Annotated in this window: 12 protein-coding genes; 4 read left to right on the forward strand and 8 right to left on the reverse strand. The window is 42.1% G+C overall.

The window, feature by feature from the left end; genetic code table 11:
- Nucleotides 1–17: 17 nt before the first annotated feature.
- The 7 genes from DWW10_RS06390 to DWW10_RS06420 form a co-directional block, all read right to left on the reverse strand.
- Nucleotides 18–1481, reverse strand: coding sequence for a TolB family protein (locus tag DWW10_RS06390; RefSeq protein ID WP_022393365.1), 1464 nt, complete (start codon nt 1479–1481; stop codon nt 18–20).
- Nucleotides 1478–3208, reverse strand: a complete 1731-nt coding sequence (locus DWW10_RS06395; protein ID WP_022393366.1) for a DUF6057 family protein — start codon at nt 3206–3208, stop codon at nt 1478–1480. The genes DWW10_RS06390 and DWW10_RS06395 overlap by 4 nt, the downstream gene beginning before the upstream one ends.
- Entirely contained in the window at nt 3205–3834 is a 630-nt protein-coding gene (locus DWW10_RS06400) for a DUF4369 domain-containing protein (RefSeq protein ID WP_022393367.1), read from the reverse strand. The genes DWW10_RS06395 and DWW10_RS06400 overlap by 4 nt, the downstream gene beginning before the upstream one ends.
- Nucleotides 3835–3965: 131 nt before the next feature.
- On the reverse strand, nt 3966–5837 hold the full coding sequence (locus DWW10_RS06405) for a glycosyl hydrolase family 18 protein (RefSeq protein ID WP_118420989.1): 1872 nt from the start codon (nt 5835–5837) through the stop codon (nt 3966–3968).
- A 6-nt stretch (nt 5838–5843) separates the two neighbouring features.
- Nucleotides 5844–6749 carry a hypothetical protein gene (locus tag DWW10_RS06410; RefSeq protein ID WP_118221057.1) on the reverse strand — a complete coding sequence of 302 codons (906 nt, stop codon included), beginning with the start codon at nt 6747–6749 and terminating at the stop codon, nt 5844–5846.
- Between the two features lie 22 nt (nt 6750–6771).
- Nucleotides 6772–8577, reverse strand: coding sequence for a RagB/SusD family nutrient uptake outer membrane protein (locus DWW10_RS06415; RefSeq protein WP_118420990.1), 1806 nt, complete (start codon nt 8575–8577; stop codon nt 6772–6774).
- A gap of 12 nt (nt 8578–8589) precedes the next feature.
- The gene (locus DWW10_RS06420) at nt 8590–11808 is read right to left on the reverse strand and encodes a SusC/RagA family TonB-linked outer membrane protein (protein WP_022391445.1); all 3219 of its coding nucleotides are present in this window, start codon (nt 11806–11808) and stop codon (nt 8590–8592) included.
- An 854-nt stretch (nt 11809–12662) separates the two neighbouring features.
- Between DWW10_RS06420 and DWW10_RS06425 the strand changes: the two genes are divergently transcribed.
- The 3 genes from DWW10_RS06425 to queF are packed head-to-tail and all read left to right on the forward strand — an operon-like array spanning nt 12663 to nt 14473.
- The gene (locus DWW10_RS06425; RefSeq protein WP_022391444.1) at nt 12663–13343 is read left to right on the forward strand and encodes a queuosine precursor transporter; all 681 of its coding nucleotides are present in this window, start codon (nt 12663–12665) and stop codon (nt 13341–13343) included.
- A 6-nt stretch (nt 13344–13349) separates the two neighbouring features.
- Entirely contained in the window at nt 13350–14006 is a 657-nt protein-coding gene (gene queC, locus DWW10_RS06430) for a 7-cyano-7-deazaguanine synthase QueC (protein WP_022391443.1), read from the forward strand.
- Nucleotides 14007–14017: 11 nt separating this feature from the next.
- Complete coding sequence (gene queF / locus DWW10_RS06435; protein WP_022391442.1) at nt 14018–14473, forward strand: preQ(1) synthase; 456 nt, start codon at nt 14018–14020, stop codon at nt 14471–14473.
- 48 nt (nt 14474–14521) lie between these two features.
- Here queF and DWW10_RS06440 read toward each other — a convergent pair whose 3' ends face one another.
- Nucleotides 14522–14815 (reverse strand): hypothetical protein, encoded by a 294-nt coding sequence (locus DWW10_RS06440; RefSeq protein WP_118421030.1) that lies wholly within the window; start codon nt 14813–14815, stop codon nt 14522–14524.
- A 139-nt stretch (nt 14816–14954) separates the two neighbouring features.
- On the opposite strand from DWW10_RS06440, the gene DWW10_RS06445 reads away from it, so the two are divergent.
- Nucleotides 14955–17282: a sensor histidine kinase gene (locus DWW10_RS06445; RefSeq protein WP_118420991.1), complete on the forward strand. Its 2328-nt coding sequence runs from the start codon at nt 14955–14957 to the stop codon at nt 17280–17282.
- Nucleotides 17283–17290 lie beyond the last annotated feature (8 nt).

Here is a 17290-nt window from a genome sequence, read left to right on the forward strand (position 1 = left end):
GGAGAATGACGAATATGCTATCTTTTGATTGATTTGTAGCGGAGGTTCTCCGTTTCTTTGCCGAAATAGGCTTTTTGCAATTCATGGGCATCATAGGTCTCGGCTGTATTGTAAAGTTCTGGTATATTATAAGACTTGAACGTATTCAGATAAGCTTCCGGATTTTCTTGTGGAAGAAGAAACGCTTTACTTACGTTTCCATCTTGGGATACATGGGCAAAGTAAGGACGCCCATATACCCGGTCGTCTCGTTTGGAGGCGAAAGCTATCCATTGGGAATTACTGCTCCAGGAATGATAGGAATCAGAGTACCGTCCGTTTGTTTCTTCCATTTTATCAATCTTTCCGGTAGAAAGCTCCAGCATCCAGAGGTCTGTTTCCGGATGCCAGATGGGGAAAGTACCATAATCGGATACGGAGAACAGCAGGTATTTGCCGTCCGGTGAGCATTTGGGAAAACTTACGGATTTCCCTTCGGATGAAGCTCTGAAGACTTCGTGAATACTATCACCCAATTGTCCGGTTTGAGGATTAAAGGAGATGGAGTAGAGATCATAGCGCATATGACGGGTACTGTCCGGCTGAGGGATATAGGGTGCCCGGCAGAAGTAGATGGTATGGTTGTCAGCAGAGAAACAAGGGAAGGTTTCCTGATATTCCGTTCCGCTGATACCGGGGTTATCGGTAACCGTTCCCTGTTCAAAATCTATCAGGATAAGATCACTGCATTTATCGAAAACTTCCAGACGTTCGGTGCGATAACTGTGCAGAATGGGGATAATTTCGGCTGTGGTGAATATGCCGAAACGCCCGTCCTGGGAAATCTCTCCATAGACAGCACCGGCTGTATGATCTGTTTTGGTGTTGATTTTCCGTAATTGCCCGTCACGACTATAAATTGTACCTCCCTTACTGCCACGCACATGCATAAATGTAGTGGGATTGGCTGCACGGTTGGATGTATGGCAATTGATACAGCTACGATCTGTAATATTATTATCGGCCAGAAGGCGGGTGTCGAAATTTTCAAGGTTACGTTCGCAAACTTGCAGCATGTTCCATATCTCATAAGCCGGCTCTATCAGGCGGTAGCTGAGATATCGGTCTATGCTGTCGGGTGAGATGTACCAGTAGAAATCTTTGTAATGTATTTTTTGTTGCGAGATATGGGTATAGACAGACACAGACAGTGTATCCCCTTTTTCATCCGCAAGCATCTTTTTCCATTTCTTTATGGGGAACTGAAGCCTGTAGGACTGGCTGTCGAATTGATACTCTTTCTTTCCCCGGATAATAACGGAGAGGTTTGCCGCACCTTCCAGTTGGAAGTTCAGCGGAGCGATGTTGCAGGGTACGGTGATATCTGTATAGTCAGGAAACAGGAGCGGCTGTTCGGGACAGTCGGTGTAATCCTGAAGTGAACGTTTTCCACAGGAGAAAAGCGTCAGGGTTACAATGAACAGGATGATAGCTCTTTTCATGGTTTCAGTTGTGCATAATAGTAATAGAACCAATATGTTTTTCCGAATAACTTTTCCAAAGCCCGCCCGTCTCCTTTGGCATCTTCGTATATGGAGAGGTATTGCAGACAGTCTTTGTAAACTTTAGCAGAGATGCGATAATGCTTCAGTTGTTCCTGCGGGTTTTCTTTCTCATTCATACATGCTATCAATGCTTCCTGATAGAGACGGGATGGAAGCGAACCGAATGTCGGATAATAGTAACGGTCATAATCCTTCTTGAAAAGCTGCAGATCTTTATTCAATAGGTGGAAGCATAAGAGGTAGTCGGCAGCCATCTTGTTTTGAGGATTACTTTCGATTAAATTAACCAGTGAAGTACGCCATTGATTGGCGGAGAACAACGTGTCTTGTTGCGGAAGCATCCGACGTTTATGGGCCCAGTAAGGGATGGAATCACATTGACCGGATTTAATAAGTTCCAATCGTTCCCTTGCCCAGCTCCGGTGCAAGGAAGTATGGGACAACATGCGTAGATACTTCTGGGCAACTGAATAATCTTCGTTGATAATGGCAATTTCCGCCAGTTTCCGTACCATGCGCGAAGAACGCTGATGCGGGGTAAATGTCATAGCAAGCATGGCAGAGTGCTGGGCTTGTGCCATGTCACCGCATTCCATGAGGGCATCGGGACTTGCCATGGCGTATATATAGCCTGTTGATTCGTTGATTTGCAGTAAAAGTCCATGGAAAGCTGGCTGATAATGTAGCATTAGTTCATCGCAGAGCTTGTCTTGGCGGGCATAAGCGAGATTGATATAGTAGGCACTGAGATAGGTTGGGTAGGAGTTATCCTCGTTGAGCCGGATTATCTTATCCCAGTGTCCGAAGTAGGCTTCGGATGAAAAGGCGAGTGTTTTTTCTTCGGAGGCGTTGTATGCCTTGGTTATGGTAATTGTACCCAGGGTAAGGACTGTAAATAGTGCAATCCATTGCTTATACTGCCGGGAAATAAAAACCGGCAGGAGGGAGAGTAACAGAAAACCTTCTGTCAGGAGGAATACAAAAGGTTGACGCAGCATGTAGCCGCTTATCAATGGATAGAAGTATGATTGGCGGGGAGTTAAAAAATAGAAATAACTACCTCCGATAGGTATGAGGAGGGAGATGAGTAACAGGAAGAAGGATAACTTGTAATTGTTGAAGTGCTTGCACTCATAAACTGTGGCTAAAATGACATATGCAAAGAAGTGTGCTCCTACGGTGCAATAGAGGATGGTAAGCATAACTACGTGGAGTATTCCCCTCGTCCGTGTTGGTGCGCTCAATGTTGACAGTAGGAATGCCCAGATGCTGCACATCAGTCCAAGTGACATGGAAAGGGGATATTCCAAATGGCAGGATAACGCCCATTCGGCAACTATGGGCAGTAATGCCCAGAGGGATACATGGCTGGTGATGCCGGTCTTACCTAATGCTATCCGGAATCCCAGCCAGGTGAACACAAAAGTGAGGGTTAATATGCTGCTTCCTCCACCTGTCCACAGGAAAAACTGAGTAAGATAATCGCCACAGATTTCGGTCAGGAATGCCGGTTTCTGTAAGTACGTTTGTAGAAAGTCCGGTTGGAGTACGCATAATGTTATCTGTTCTTTATAGTGCAGATGATATGGATAGAAGTAAAAGAAGAATATCCAACAGGCTATAAAGAATAGGGAGACAAAGATATTATCTATTCGTTTTCTCATGGTTCGGGTTTCCATTTTTCTATTCCAAGTCTTTTTAAATCATTGGCTTGCTGTTCATTGAACATGTGCTCAAGCGTCATGAATAAGTATCCTCCTAACGGATTCAGATTCTGTTTAATGAAACAGAACGTAGAGTCACCAAAACGTTCGTAGATGCTATCCCTTTGTTTCTTCAGGATTGCTGTAATGGCATTGTCTTTCTTATTTTTATTGATTTTCTGCGATAGTAAGGCCGCTTTTTCACCGGCAGATTCCATTTGTTCTTTCCAGTGTTGTAGTTGGTTATTGAGTGGAGTGCCGGTACCGGAACTATTCATACCCATGTTGGCATGCAGCGTTCCTTCTTCTGCCACAACGAGCAGACGTTGTATAGGTGCATTTGCTCGCCTGCTGATAACAATATCGTAAATAGCGGAATCTGCCGGAATGGAAAAGGAAAAAGTTCCGTTTACAATATAGGCAGAATCTACTGTTTCCGGAGTGGGATGGGGGCGTGGAACCAAATATATGATTTGCCCGTTATATTCCGAAGATACCACTCCTTCGATATTCATCATTTTTTTCGTTATCGGCTGACAACTGCTGATGCAAAATAGTAAGATAAGATAAAAGAAATGTTTATTCATATCGGTCTGTCTTTTCTGTTATCTTTAGAAAAAGGAGGTTGCTCCATTTATATATTTTTCACTCATGAATGAAGATCGCAAAATCATCCGGTGGGTGGAACAACCTCCTGTATCCGTGTTAAGTTAGAGTATTACAAGTTTGCTTTGGCCCATGCTGTAATCAGTTTGTTTTCATTGGAGTTCCAAGCTTCCTTATAAAGGTCGCGTACCACATCGAGCCACTTAATGCTGCGGGTCTCTTTAGAATCACTTGTTCCTACATCAACGGTGCCGCCGTATGCTTTATAATCTTCACGCAGGGTACCGCAAATACGGGCATAGGTCCCGGTATATGTGTTCAGGTCATTGTTGGTTACCTTAACATCGTAGTTGAGTTGATCGTCCGTGCAACTGTAATTTCCCGGATGGGCAGAATCTTCGGTAGCCCACTTGGAACGGTCTGCTGCATACACGGTGACCCCGTCCTTGAAGAGATAAGGATAATATCCTGAGTTGTCCATATCTTCATATACAATGCCGCATACCGGGAACTGAGCTCCTGATTGTAATTGTATATGTTTCAGTACCGCTGCCATCGCATCCGTATCGGTGTCACCTTTTGCTTTCCATACGGCAGTTGCAATCCAGGTTGCAAGTTTTTCGGCTGTAGGATTGAGCATGTATACCTTGCCTTTTTTCTGAACGCCGGTTTGTACATCCTTGCCGGTTGAGTACTCGTAGAGCTTAACTGGGTATCCTTCGTAATTAGGATAGGTCGTGGTTTCCTCTATCAGTGTTCCCGCCATATATTGACCGGTGCTGATTATCTTGTCGCAACTGGTGACGAGTGCTTTGTAACCATCCGAATTGTTTATGAAGTCATGTAATTGGGCGTCTTTGTCTTCCTGCATTACGGCATTCCAGAGTGCATTGCGCAGTGTTCCCTGGTTATCATCACCATCGTAGTCCCAGAACATCATACCTTTCATGCCTAATCCTAAAAGCCATGTACCTTTTGCGGCAATACTTCGGGGATTGTCATAACCACAGTAGAATATTCCGCTCTTAGTAACGTATGGAACACTGCCTTCTTCATCCCAATTATCAATGGCATAGCCTTCGCCCGCACTTAAGTCGACAATGTCTCTGTAATTGATAGAACCACCGGAGTTGAAATGTGCTCTTCCATAGAATGGAATACCCAGGACTAATTTATTGGCAGGTACACCGGCACTCAGATATTCGTTAACAGAGCGCTGGCAATCCCAGGTGGCACTTGGTTTATTCAATGGTGATTGATGACCGGGGGCGCCCACTAAGTCGTATGTCATAATGTTGACGAAGTCCACATAGGGGTCTACAGCTTTCACATCGATATACTTCCATCCTGCTCCTTGCGGTTGCTTGTTCTTGCAATACCCGGCGTAGGTCAGTAAAGTGGAACTTGATAGAGTTTCGCGCAGATCTTTCATTAACAGAGTGAAATTCTCTACGTCAACCAACGGGTCGTAGGCGTTACTGCCGAAAGTCATGCCGGGAAATTCCCAGTCAATATCGATACCGTCTATGCCTTCCTGCTGAACGAACTTCTTGCAATCCTGGGCGAATTGTTTGCGCATTTCGGGGCTCTTTGCCAGGGCGGAGAAACCTCCGTCCTGGGAATTACCCGAATTAGAGACACTATTTGTAAAAGAGAGTAATATCTTTAAATTGCTATTTCTTTCTTTTAACTTCTTCACCTGATTGAAACGTTCCTTGTCACCTTGCAAGTCAAACTTCTGATAGACATTGTTCTTAACATAAAGTTCGGCGAAAGCATAATTGATATGCGTCATGTAAGTGGGGTCAGGAAGCATTGTGCCATAGTAGGTCACATAACCTAATGCGACGCGTCCATTTACTCTATCTGCCATGTTGTTCACTTCCGGAGGCCCAAAACTGGGTACACCGGTTATGTAGTCGTCATCGTGACAGGAACTTAGTCCTAATATAATAGCTATTACAATAAATATAATCTTTTTCATAAGGCATTATTCTTTGGATTCATAATATACATACCAACCATAGTCGTCCCAGTCACCTCCACCTGTGTATTTCTGCGGGTGATACAGAGTGATATATTCATCAGTCAATGTAAGTATCCAGAATACATTGTTTTTTCCCTTACTTTGGCCGAGGTCATCATAATTGCTTCCGATAACGGGGATATTGGTGGTAAGTCTGCCTTGAACCAATTCTTCCGGTTGTTCATGGTCGAAGTTAAACGTTCCTTCGTTCACTAATTTACCACTTTTGTCATAGGTCTTCAACTTAGTATCTTGTATTTCGAATACTATTCTCTGATCTCCTGCTTGTGCAAGATTTGCTGATCCCCACCATGCAAAATTAGATTCAGGAGTATATCCTGCACTGGTGTATTTCCATCCGCCATGTGCTCCCATGTTGCAGACCGATCCCCACTTTACTTCGCGGAATCCCCATGCTTTGGTTGCATCGGCATCTGCTTTGTCTTTGGCTCCGGTAAAAAGGCCCATCCATTCGTCAAACACATTGGTGACTGTCACGGTAAAGATATCACTGGTTACAATCTTTCCGTTGGAGAGTGCTTCATAGTAGATTTCATAAGTTCCGTTGGCACCATATATGATCGTATCATTATCGCTGCCGGTAATCTTTGTGCCGACTCCATAGTGCCAGATACCTCCCAATTCAGGACGGTTGTTTTTGAGTACTACATATTGATCTCCTTCTACAGCGTCATCCTGGTTGGGAATAGGCTGGGTAACGGATAATATGTTATTCAGCTCTTCCTTGCTGATAGGATCTCCGGCATTAGTAATATATTTATCACGTAAGGATTCATCTTCCATAGGGTCGCAGGCTGTGACTATAGCCATTGCTGCGAATAATAATAGTATTGCTTTTAATGTTTTCATATCATTGAGATTTTAAATGGCATTACATTTTTGTCCAATCACTGAATTGTGCATCAGGTCCCCAGCCCGGATTTTGCTCGAGTACACCATTGGAACGGTCTATTTCTATTTGAGGTATAGGCCAGTAACCTTGGGTTTGCTGTAGACGCTTCTTATAATCATACTTGACCATAGGCGTAAGAGCGGCGGCATTGATAACCTCAAAGCCTGTCTGGCGGTTTAGCGCATTTCCTGCTTCTTCCAGACTTGGACCGGACCAGCGGAGCAGATCCCACCAACGGATGGATTCGAAAGCAAATTCCCAACGACGTTCCTGTTTAAGTGCATCCAGCGTGTATGAGATAGGAGCCAAGTGGGAACGTTGACGTACTCTGTTCAAACCGGTTGCATCTCCTTTCAATTCGGAATGCATCAGCAGTACATCGGCAAAGCGGATGTGGATAAGATCGGTAATATTCAGTAACTGCGGGGAAGTCTGGCTGGATATGCCCGGATGTAATGTTTTTCCAAAAGCTTCGAGTACTCCGTTGCTATTATATGCATTGATATTGATGTATTTCTTGTTGAAATATCCGGTTTGCTCGTAATAGCGGTAAGAAACGGTATATGCGGGTTCCGAATCATCTAAACGGAAGTCTGCCAAAACATTTCCTTCATTGTTGGGGTCCATAGCCTTGTATGACCAAATAGAACCGGAAATACGCGGGTCTTCAGTATATCCATCCAGGAATGTTTGTTGTTTAGACCACTCTTTCCAGTCCTGAACCATACTGGGAGATACCGGGCCTGCGCCCCAACCAAAGTTGAACGGATAACTTTCTTCTTTCCAGTCAGCATCGTCACCGGAAGGGGAGTAGAACATTGCACACGTATTGGCAAACCATGTGTAGGTCCATGTGGAGGTTAGGTTGTGCTTGTTGGCAAAGAGTGTTTCGATAGAAGAATTGCCATCCCAAGCGAGTTTATGCTTCACTGCGTATGCATATTGCTTCTTGGAGCTGGTGCTGTTAGTGGCAGAGTTCGTATAACCCCATAGATTGCGTTGATCGGAAATTAGGTTGTGTCCGGAATGGTCTATGCAGTCTTCCAACCAACTGATGACTTGTTCTTTTGTGATTTCGCCTTCAGGTGTCAGAGGTAAAGTCTTCTTGTCATAACGTCCGGTATAGAACAGGAATACTCGCGCTGCAAGTGCTTCGGCTGCATACTTGGTAGCATGACCTGCCATGGCATTCCCGGCCGGATATATCTGGTTAGGCATCATCTCAATTGCATTCTTTATATCAGAGGCAATCAAGGCATATACTTCGTCAACGGATGCTCGCGGGAGGTTTACAGCTTCAATCGTGGTACGAAGGGGAACGCCGCCGAATATCTTTACTAATTCATAGTAGGTCCATGCCCGGAGGAAATAAGCTTCGCCAAAGTGACGTAAACGTTCAGATTCACTTGACCAGCTTTTTACGTTATCAAGCGTGTTAATCGTGTTGTTGGCACGATTGATGAGTTGATAACAACGGTCCCAGATACCAAGTCTGCTGTTCAAGCTTCCTTGATAAAGCAAGAAGTTTGTGGCGCAATTACCGGAATAAGAGAGATTACCGCCTAAGCAATCATCACTGGCCAATTGGGCTGTATAGTATTCTGAAGATGTTTCAGGATCTTCAAACAATAACTTTGCATAGATAGACGTCAACATTTGGTTGGCATCTTTCTCCGTTTCCGGAAAGTTCTCTGTTGTTTTATCTGTAAGTAACTCAGTGTCAAGGAAATTTTCACATGACGTGAGTATGAAAAGTGCAGATAGTATATATATTAGTTTTTTCATATTTTCATATTATTAGAATTTGACATTTAAACCGAGCATACATGTGCGGGCTTCCGGATAGTATCCTAAATCTATGCCCTGTACCCAACCAAAATCACTACCATAACCGATTTCGGGATCCATACCTGAATATCCGGTAAAGGTGTATAAGTTCTGGACTGTAGCATAAAGTCTGAGCTGCTGCAGAGGGATTTTCTTGAAAATCTTCTTGATATCAACTCCGATAGTGATATTCTTGATTTTGAGATAATCTCCATTCTCTACATAAATATCGGAAACTTTAGACCAATTACTTCCACCAGTGCTTGCCAGGCGTGGTAACTTGTTAGAAGTTCCTTCTCCGTGCCAACGTTCCAGGATGTCTGTGGTAAAGTTCTGCAATGGAGAACTGGCATAATCCCGGTAGCATTTAAGTATTTGCTGGCCGAAGGCTCCATAAGTCGTAACCGATAGGTCAATCATTTTCCAGCTGACATTGAAAGAGAATCCAAGTGTCATGTCCGGGTGAGGATTACCAATTTCTGTACGGTCATTCGAGTCAATGATTCCATTCTTATCAATATCTGCCCAGATCACATCTCCCGGTTGTGTTTGAGCACCATTTTCTTTAGCACCTTTATATTCGTCTATTTGTTTTTGGTTCTGGAAAATACCAAGACTCTTGTAGCCATAAAAATATCCTAAAGGTTTTCCAACTTCTCCGCGTGCACATTCGTCAGATGCATTCCATAAATTGCCCGACGGTCCATGGAGGATACCATCTTCATTGGGAAGTTCGGTAATTCTGTTTTTATTGAATGCCGGAGCCAGATTGATACCATAATTCCAGTCCTTACCTATGTTATCGTTCCAGTGGAGGCCGATTTCAAATCCGGTATTCCGAATAACTCCACCATTGATGGCAGCCGGACTTGAACCGAATGAATAGAGTACGGGTGGGGTAATAAGCCAGTCTTTGGTTAACCTTTTATACCAATCGAATTCGAGTGCCAGACGACCATTGAAGAATCGTGCATCGAGGCCTATGTTGAGCTGTTCCTGGGTTTCCCATGAAAGATCCGGATTAGTCAGCTTATATGCGTAGGAACCAATAGAAACCTGATCCATGGAGTCGCCGAATGAATAACCTCCATTACCGTTGTTGGCAGTGATACGTGAAATGTATTCAAAGGTGTTTACGGCGTTATTACCATTCTGTCCCCAGGATGCACGCAGTTTTAAGAAATCCAGCCAATTGAGCTCTGGCATGAAACTTTCGTTTGTAACGACCCAACCTGCCGAGAAAGACGGGAAATATCCCCATCGATGGTCGCGGGCAAAAATAGAAGAACCATCCGCACGCATAATGGCGGTTGCCATGTACTTTTCTTTATAGTTGTAGTTTATACGACCAAAGAAGGAAGCCATTTGACCGGCTGCACCGGGAGCTCCTGTTAAAGTTTTAATTTTATTTTTATCATCGTACTTTATGTTGCTCAGATATGCATGTTTAAAGTCTGAGAATTCAGAACCTTCTGCATTGGCACTCATGGAGTCACCCATTCCGTATTTTTCAAGACTCTGCCCGATTACTGCGTCAAAATGATGGTCTTTAAGAGTGAAATTATAGCTGGCTGTATTTTCCCAGGACCAGCGGTGGTTGAGTGACATGGACTGAGTTACCCTGTCTTCTTGTGTCGTCAGGCTTTGACTTAGCGGGCGATAGCTGGGGATATAAGAACGATAACTTGAAGCTGACAAGATGTATCCGAACTGTGATTTGATTCGTAAATTCTTGATTGGTTGCAGCTCTGCATAAAAACTGGATTGTAAGTAATGGCTTTTGCTTAAGGCATGACTTGTGTAGTAATCCATATAAGCTATTGGATTTGTGGTGTTTTCCCCATATCCTTCTTCTTGTGCATCATCGTATAAGTAGTACTCTCCTTTGCTGTTATAGGCATGCATCAATGGGGGAGTAGTTAACATATCACGTGTACCATTCCAGTAAATGCCAGTGGTGGCAAAAGAACCTGCAGTCTGCTGGTACTTGTAATTAAGAGTCTGCCCAATTTTGAGGACATCAAGGTTCCCTATCTTTTTGACAATATGATTAGAGTTGATACGTGCATTGTATCTGTCCATACTGGCAATGCGACCGGGGGCTCCCATAGTAGCTTCCTGATTGAAGTAGGTAAAACCGATAGAGAAGTTGGAACGTTCTGTACCTCCGGTGAAGTTCAATGAATGGCTTTGGATAGGAGCATCATTATTTAAGATCTCTTTTATCCAGTTGGTACCATTCCAGGTTCCTTCCTGAATAGCTTTATAATCGGCTGCCGGTAACCATTTCTCCCAGTTCAGAAGTGAAGTACCATCCATCATGTGCATTTCATCTTCTATCATCATATATTCCTTAGCATTCAGCAGGGTGGCGATTTTAGGAAGATTCTGAATACCATAATAACCATCGTAAGTAACCTCAAAGTTACCTGTTTTGCCTTGCTTGGTAGTGATGAGAATAACGCCATTGGCGGCACGTGAACCATAGATAGCAGCAGATGCGGCATCTTTTAGTACATCGATAGATTCAACGTCGGCAGGACTTAGACCATCTATGCTGCCGTTGACTACTCCATCTACTACATATAAAGGAGAAAAATTACCATTGGTTCCGAGACCGCGGATATTGACTTTAAATCCCTGTCCGAGGAAACCGCCGTTTGATGTGATATTTATACCAGGTGCCTGACTTTGCAGACCGCCCAGAACATCCGTTGTATTTAGCTTTGCGATATCAGTACCTTTCACTTGTACCGTAGCTCCGGTAACCAATTTCTTTTTCTGAACTCCATAGCCAACTACTACTACCTCTTCCAGTAATTCGGAATCTTCTGTCAGCGTGATTTCCATCTTGGGTGTTGCTTTTACTTCCAGTGTCTTATATCCGACGAAAGAGATTACCAAAGTAGCACCTCTTTTCACGGTAAGAGAGAATTTACCATCTATATTGGTAATAATACCATTGTTTGTTCCTTTTTCCAGAACACTTGCTCCGATAACAGGTTCGCCTGTCTGATCTGTTACCGTACCATTGATGACTTGCGATTGTAGCTGTTCTGCAACTTCAGATAAACCTTCTGAATTAGTACCGATTGCCAGGGCGGTATTGCTTCCTATTAGTAAAGCTACAATGGCAATAGTGGTGAGGAATTTGTAATGTAGTGTTCCTCGTTCGCGATTTTCATTCATGATTTGATGATTTTTGTTTAAAGCTAAATTGGAATATTAAATAAACTAGATAGAAAATGAGATGGACAATAGAATGTCTGGGTGCATTGTTTCCTTTTTCATAAGCATTTGTTTTTCTTAGGTTGATATTATAAATTAAGGTGTTGTAGCATTCTGAATCAGAAGTTATTTTATGTCTTGTCTGATCTTGCTACTCCAAATATAATTCGTATTTTCATTACTTAAAATAAATGGCGAACTATATTAATAACTGTTATATGTCGTTTTATTTGCTTAAGAAACTTGCGTGAATAAAATATTGATTTAGATGCAACTTGCTTGCATATTTGAAAAATATGTTATTCTGGTGCTATATGTTTTATAATCACGTTGTTATGTTGGATATTGTGCTGTTTTATGTTCGTATATTTCTTTGTTTTAGTTTTGTTTTTAAAGTTCGTTAACTAATTTTGCCCTTCAAATTGAAATGAATGATGGGATGAATGGGCTATGCTTTTCTCTGCTTTTAGTTAAAAAGTATAATGTTTACTCATTGGAGGAGTTAGCGGATCAGTGATTCTTTTCGCTTAATTATTAGAGGTGTTACTGTTTCATCTTAATAGTACCCGGTCTATACCAAGCCCGTACCAAGTCCGTACCAAGCCCGTACCAACTTCGTGTCTGGTCCGTCTGTATAGATACGGAGCAAACACGGACTTGGCACGGTTCGAATATTAAAGCGAATGTATTTATTCCGGAAATAAGGAATGTTTGTCTGTTTTAGAAACTTATCGTATCTTTGCACCCGGATTAAAATGTAAGATGCCGTGAATAGCGGTCGTGTATTCTAGAACACCACGTAAAAAACAGGATTTATGAAGCAAAAAGTATCTGTACCTTTTATGCTGCTGGGTATTTTATTTAATGTTTGCCTGATTGCAGCTAATCTTCTTGAAACCAAGGTTATTCAGGTTTTTGGTATAACCGTTACAGCCGGATTATTGGTTTTTCCTATTTCTTATATTATAAACGATTGCATTGCTGAGGTGTGGGGCTTCCGTAAAGTACGTCTTATTATCTGGAGTGGTTTTGCCATGAACTTCTTTGTGGTAATGCTTGGCTTGATAGCCGTTGCACTACCGGCTGCACCGTTTTGGGAAGGAGAAGCCCATTTCAATTTTGTTTTTGGGATGGCACCGCGTATTGTTGTAGCAAGTCTGACCGCGTTTTTGGTAGGTTCATTTCTCAACGCTTATGTCATGAGCCGTATGAAAGTGGCAAGTGGTGGACGAAACTTTTCTGCCCGTGCTATTTGGTCGACAATAGTAGGGGAGACGGCGGATTCTATTATATTCTTCCCAGTAGCTTTTGGTGGCATTATTGCCTGGCGTGAATTGCTTGTAATGATGTGTATTCAGATCGTATTGAAATCCTTGTATGAAGTATTGATTCTTCCGGTCACTATCCGTGTAGTAGCAGCTATTAAACGGATAGACGGTAGCGATGTGTATGATGAGGATATTTCCTATAATGTATTGAAAATCAAAGATATTTAAAATAGCGTGAATAAAGAAGTTGCATTAGTCGTTTTTAGTGGTGGACAAGATTCTACTACTTGTCTGTTTTGGGCAAAACGTAAATTCAGAAAAGTGGTTGCCCTGAGCTTTTTGTACGGACAGAAACATGAGAAGGAAGTGGAACTGGCACGGGAAATAGCTCGTGATGCCGATGTGGAGTTTGAAGTAATGGATGTATCGTTCATCGGTAAGTTGGGACATAATTCTTTGACGGATACTACCATGGTAATGGATCAGGAAAAGCCGACGGATAGTTTTCCTAATACGTTTGTACCGGGGCGCAATTTATTCTTCTTAAGTATTGCTGCCGTGTATGCTCGTGAACATGACATCAATCATATTGTGACGGGAGTGTCGCAAACTGACTTTAGTGGATATCCCGATTGCCGGGATGCCTTTATCAAATCGCTCAATGTGACCTTGAACCTGGCTATGGATGAACAGTTTGTAATTCATACTCCGCTGATGTGGATCGATAAAGCTGAAACCTGGGCATTGGCAGATAAATTGGGAGTACTTGACTTGATACGCAATAAAACCCTGACTTGTTATAATGGTATTCCGGGGGATGGCTGCGGACATTGTCCAGCATGTAAGTTACGCCGTGAAGGATTAGAGAAGTATTTAAGTCATAAATGCTAAAACTTTATATTATGAGTGAATTGAAAGACCAATTATCCCTTTTGGGAAGAAAGACTGAATATAAACAGGATTATGCACCTGAAGTATTGGAGGCTTTTGATAATAAGCATCCGGGAAATGATTACTGGGTACGTTTCAATTGTCCGGAGTTTACCAGTTTGTGTCCCATAACAGGGCAGCCGGATTTTGCGGAGATCCGTATCAGCTATATTCCTGATATTAAGATGGTGGAAAGCAAGAGTCTGAAACTTTACCTTTTCAGCTTTCGCAATCATGGTGCTTTCCACGAAGATTGTGTGAATATTATAATGAAAGACTTGATTCTACTAATGAATCCTAAATATATTGAGGTTACAGGCATTTTTACTCCACGCGGTGGTATTTCTATTTATCCTTATGCTAATTATGGGCGTCCGGATACGAAGTATGAACACATGGCGGAACATCGGTTGATGAATAGAGAATAAAACAGCAATGGGAGTGAATAAGCAACACTCCCATTGCTGTTTATTGAATTATTTTTTAATGATTATCAGTTCAGCAGCTTTTAAGATTTCTTTTCCTCCAATATTTTCTTTGATGCAAACCACTTCTACACTGTCTTCCAACAATACTCCGCATACTTTATCCCTATTGGCATCCATTGTACTGATATTGACTGTATCTCCTTTGCCGGTTATCAAGGTAATGTTATTCATAGTAGCGTCATATATTATTCCGTTGATAATATGGAATTTAGATGCTTGTTTACAAGCGGCAATGCTTCCTATTGCAAGTGAGCAAACAAATAAGTAGGTTAACCTTTTCATAATATATAATTTTGTGATTGTTATTGAATACAAATGTAAATGTTTTTCTTACATGAATTTGATTTCCTAAGGAAAAAATTGCCATTTTTGAACAAAAGCGATTCTTGACTTGTTAGTCTAAAAGACTAATTGCGAAATCATGAGAATACTTCTGTATATAAAGTGCCTTTTGTGTATCTTCTTATTATATTTCTCTTCTTCGGTATCGGCTGAGGATAAAAAAGAGATTTCCGGTACGGATTTGCTGATTATCAGTAGTTATGTATCGGGTGCTCCATGGAGTCAGACCATCATTTCACATATCATGCAAAAAGAGTATGACCGGAGAGATGTGAGTATGAAAGTAGAGTATATGAATATTCTGACAATAGAAACCCCTGAGATACTGAATCAATATAAAGAAAATCTTTTTTCAACTTATGGCAATAATCCACCTAAAGCAGTATTGATGCTGGGAAATGCTCCTTTGATATTACGGGATGAAATACGTAAACATTGGGGAGATATATCTTTGATAGTATGTGCTGAGAGCAGGTATATTGGACCCGATTCCACTTATATGTATAATCAGGTTGTTCCACAAAAAGATCGCATTTACCTGAATGATTTGCGTAAAGAGTATAATATGACCTTTCTGGGTGCGCGTGCTTTTATTCCCGAAAGTGTCCAGTTGATGCGTCGTATGATTCCGGCAATGAAGAGTCTGCTGTTGATTGGTGATCAGACTGACCGGGATATTGATTATGATCAGCAACTTTCTGAATTGATTAAGACGGAATATCCGGATCTTGATTATAAGTTTCTGTCGGCTGGTACATGGAGCCCGGATCAGTTGCTGGATACACTGCGACAAGTGGTTCCGGAGGAAACAGGTATTCTATTTGCTTCATGGTTCCACAAACGAATGTTTGCGGGTAATATGCTTATGATGGCAAACTCTTATAAGGTGATTGCCAATTCTACATTGCCTTGTCCGTTTTTTGCATTATCTTCTTCTATTTCAAGTATTGAAGAAGATGGGACTATAATAGGAGGGTGTGTATATGATATGAACCTGTACTGTGAGGAAATTGTGAAGATGATTAATGCTGTAGCTGATGGCAAGCAAGCGTGGGATATTCCATATTATAATCCGAAGCCCATGGTTCTTTTTAACTATCCTTACATGGTGGATTTTGGCTTGTCTCCTAAAAACTGTCCTCCGGGGACGGTTTATTTGAATGCTCCTCCTACCTTCCTCGAAAAGTACCAGTCTGCCTTGGTAGTAGGCAGTATTGTTTTATTGTTAGTTGTTCTCTTTTTCCAACTTCGGCGAAATAAGATTCTGGAACGACTTCAGTTGGTTGAACAGAATCAACGCTTCACTCACTCCAAAATGGCTATGGCATTGGAGGTTGTTGATTTACTACCCTGGCAATGGGATTTACGGACGGATGAAATCACATATAGTTCTTACAAACCGATAGAACAGGGTAAAAAAGAAGTTTCGGAAATGACCTATACGACCGATATTAGCGACTATCTCACTTTTGTTTGTGAAGAAGACAGAGAACGTATCCGACAAATATTTAAAGATGTACGCGCTAATAAAGTTGCTAGAATTAAAGAAGAATATCGTGTCCATCGTCCGGGTAAAACGTACGATTCGGAAGACTGGATGGAAGCACGTGCTTTTGTTGAACAATATGATGAAAAGGGAAACCCTTTGATCGTGGTGGGGTCATCATTGTTTATTACGGAGCGTAAGGCGGCAGAGCGTGAACTGATTGCTGCCAAAGAGCGTGCGGAAGAGTCCAACCGTCTGAAATCTGCCTTTCTTGCTAATATCAGTCATGAAATCCGCACTCCGTTGAATGCAATTATTGGCTTCTCCAGTATATTGGCTATGACTGAAGATGAAGAAGAGAAGAAGGAGTATGTCAGCATCATAGAGAAGAATAATGGAATCTTGCTGCAACTTATCAATGATGTTCTGGACTTATCCAAGATTGAGGCCGGAGTTCTTGATTTGTATTATTCGGAATTTGGATTAAATGGAGTGCTAGCAACCTTGAAGGGAGTTGTTGAGTCTCGTTTGCAGGATGGGGTTGATCTGATTTTTGAGCCGGGGATGCCGGATGATTATGTTGTTTATTCAGAGAAAAACAGACTTCAACAATTGGTTTTGAACTTCCTGACTAATGCTTGTAAATTTACATCGACCGGCAGCATCTGCTATGGCTATGAAGTGCGTGAAAAAGACATCTATTATTATGTAACTGATACGGGAACTGGTATTCCGGAAGATAAACTCCATCTTATATTCGAACGTTTCATCAAGTTGGATAGCTTTAAGCAGGGCACTGGTTTAGGTTTGCCTATTTGCCAGCTCATTATTCAGAATATGGGAGGCGAAATCGGAGTGAATTCTAAATTGGGAGAAGGTTCTACATTTTGGTTTACGCTTCCCCTCAAACCAAAACAGTAAGAGGGGAT

Origin of the sequence: Bacteroides intestinalis, assembly GCF_003464595.1 — a bacterium.
Taxonomy (GTDB): Bacteria; Bacteroidota; Bacteroidia; order Bacteroidales; family Bacteroidaceae; genus Bacteroides; species Bacteroides intestinalis_A.

Bases quoted from the DNA above. Each gene is read 5' to 3' on its own strand.
- DWW10_RS06425 (WP_022391444.1), top strand. From the start codon at position 12,663: ATGAAGCAAAAAGTATCTGTACCTTTTATGCTGCTGGGTATTTTATTT.
- DWW10_RS06390 (WP_022393365.1), bottom strand. From the start codon at position 1,481: ATGAAAAGAGCTATCATCCTGTTCATTGTAACCCTGACGCTTTTCTCC.
- DWW10_RS06415 (WP_118420990.1), bottom strand. From the start codon at position 8,577: ATGAAAAAACTAATATATATACTATCTGCACTTTTCATACTCACGTCA.
- DWW10_RS06400 (WP_022393367.1), bottom strand. From the start codon at position 3,834: ATGAATAAACATTTCTTTTATCTTATCTTACTATTTTGCATCAGCAGT.
- DWW10_RS06445 (WP_118420991.1), top strand. From the start codon at position 14,955: ATGAGAATACTTCTGTATATAAAGTGCCTTTTGTGTATCTTCTTATTA.
- DWW10_RS06405 (WP_118420989.1), bottom strand. From the start codon at position 5,837: ATGAAAAAGATTATATTTATTGTAATAGCTATTATATTAGGACTAAGT.
- DWW10_RS06440 (WP_118421030.1), bottom strand. From the start codon at position 14,815: ATGAAAAGGTTAACCTACTTATTTGTTTGCTCACTTGCAATAGGAAGC.
- queF (WP_022391442.1), top strand. From the start codon at position 14,018: ATGAGTGAATTGAAAGACCAATTATCCCTTTTGGGAAGAAAGACTGAA.
- DWW10_RS06395 (WP_022393366.1), bottom strand. From the start codon at position 3,208: ATGAGAAAACGAATAGATAATATCTTTGTCTCCCTATTCTTTATAGCC.
- DWW10_RS06420 (WP_022391445.1), bottom strand. From the start codon at position 11,808: ATGAATGAAAATCGCGAACGAGGAACACTACATTACAAATTCCTCACC.
- DWW10_RS06410 (WP_118221057.1), bottom strand. From the start codon at position 6,749: ATGAAAACATTAAAAGCAATACTATTATTATTCGCAGCAATGGCTATA.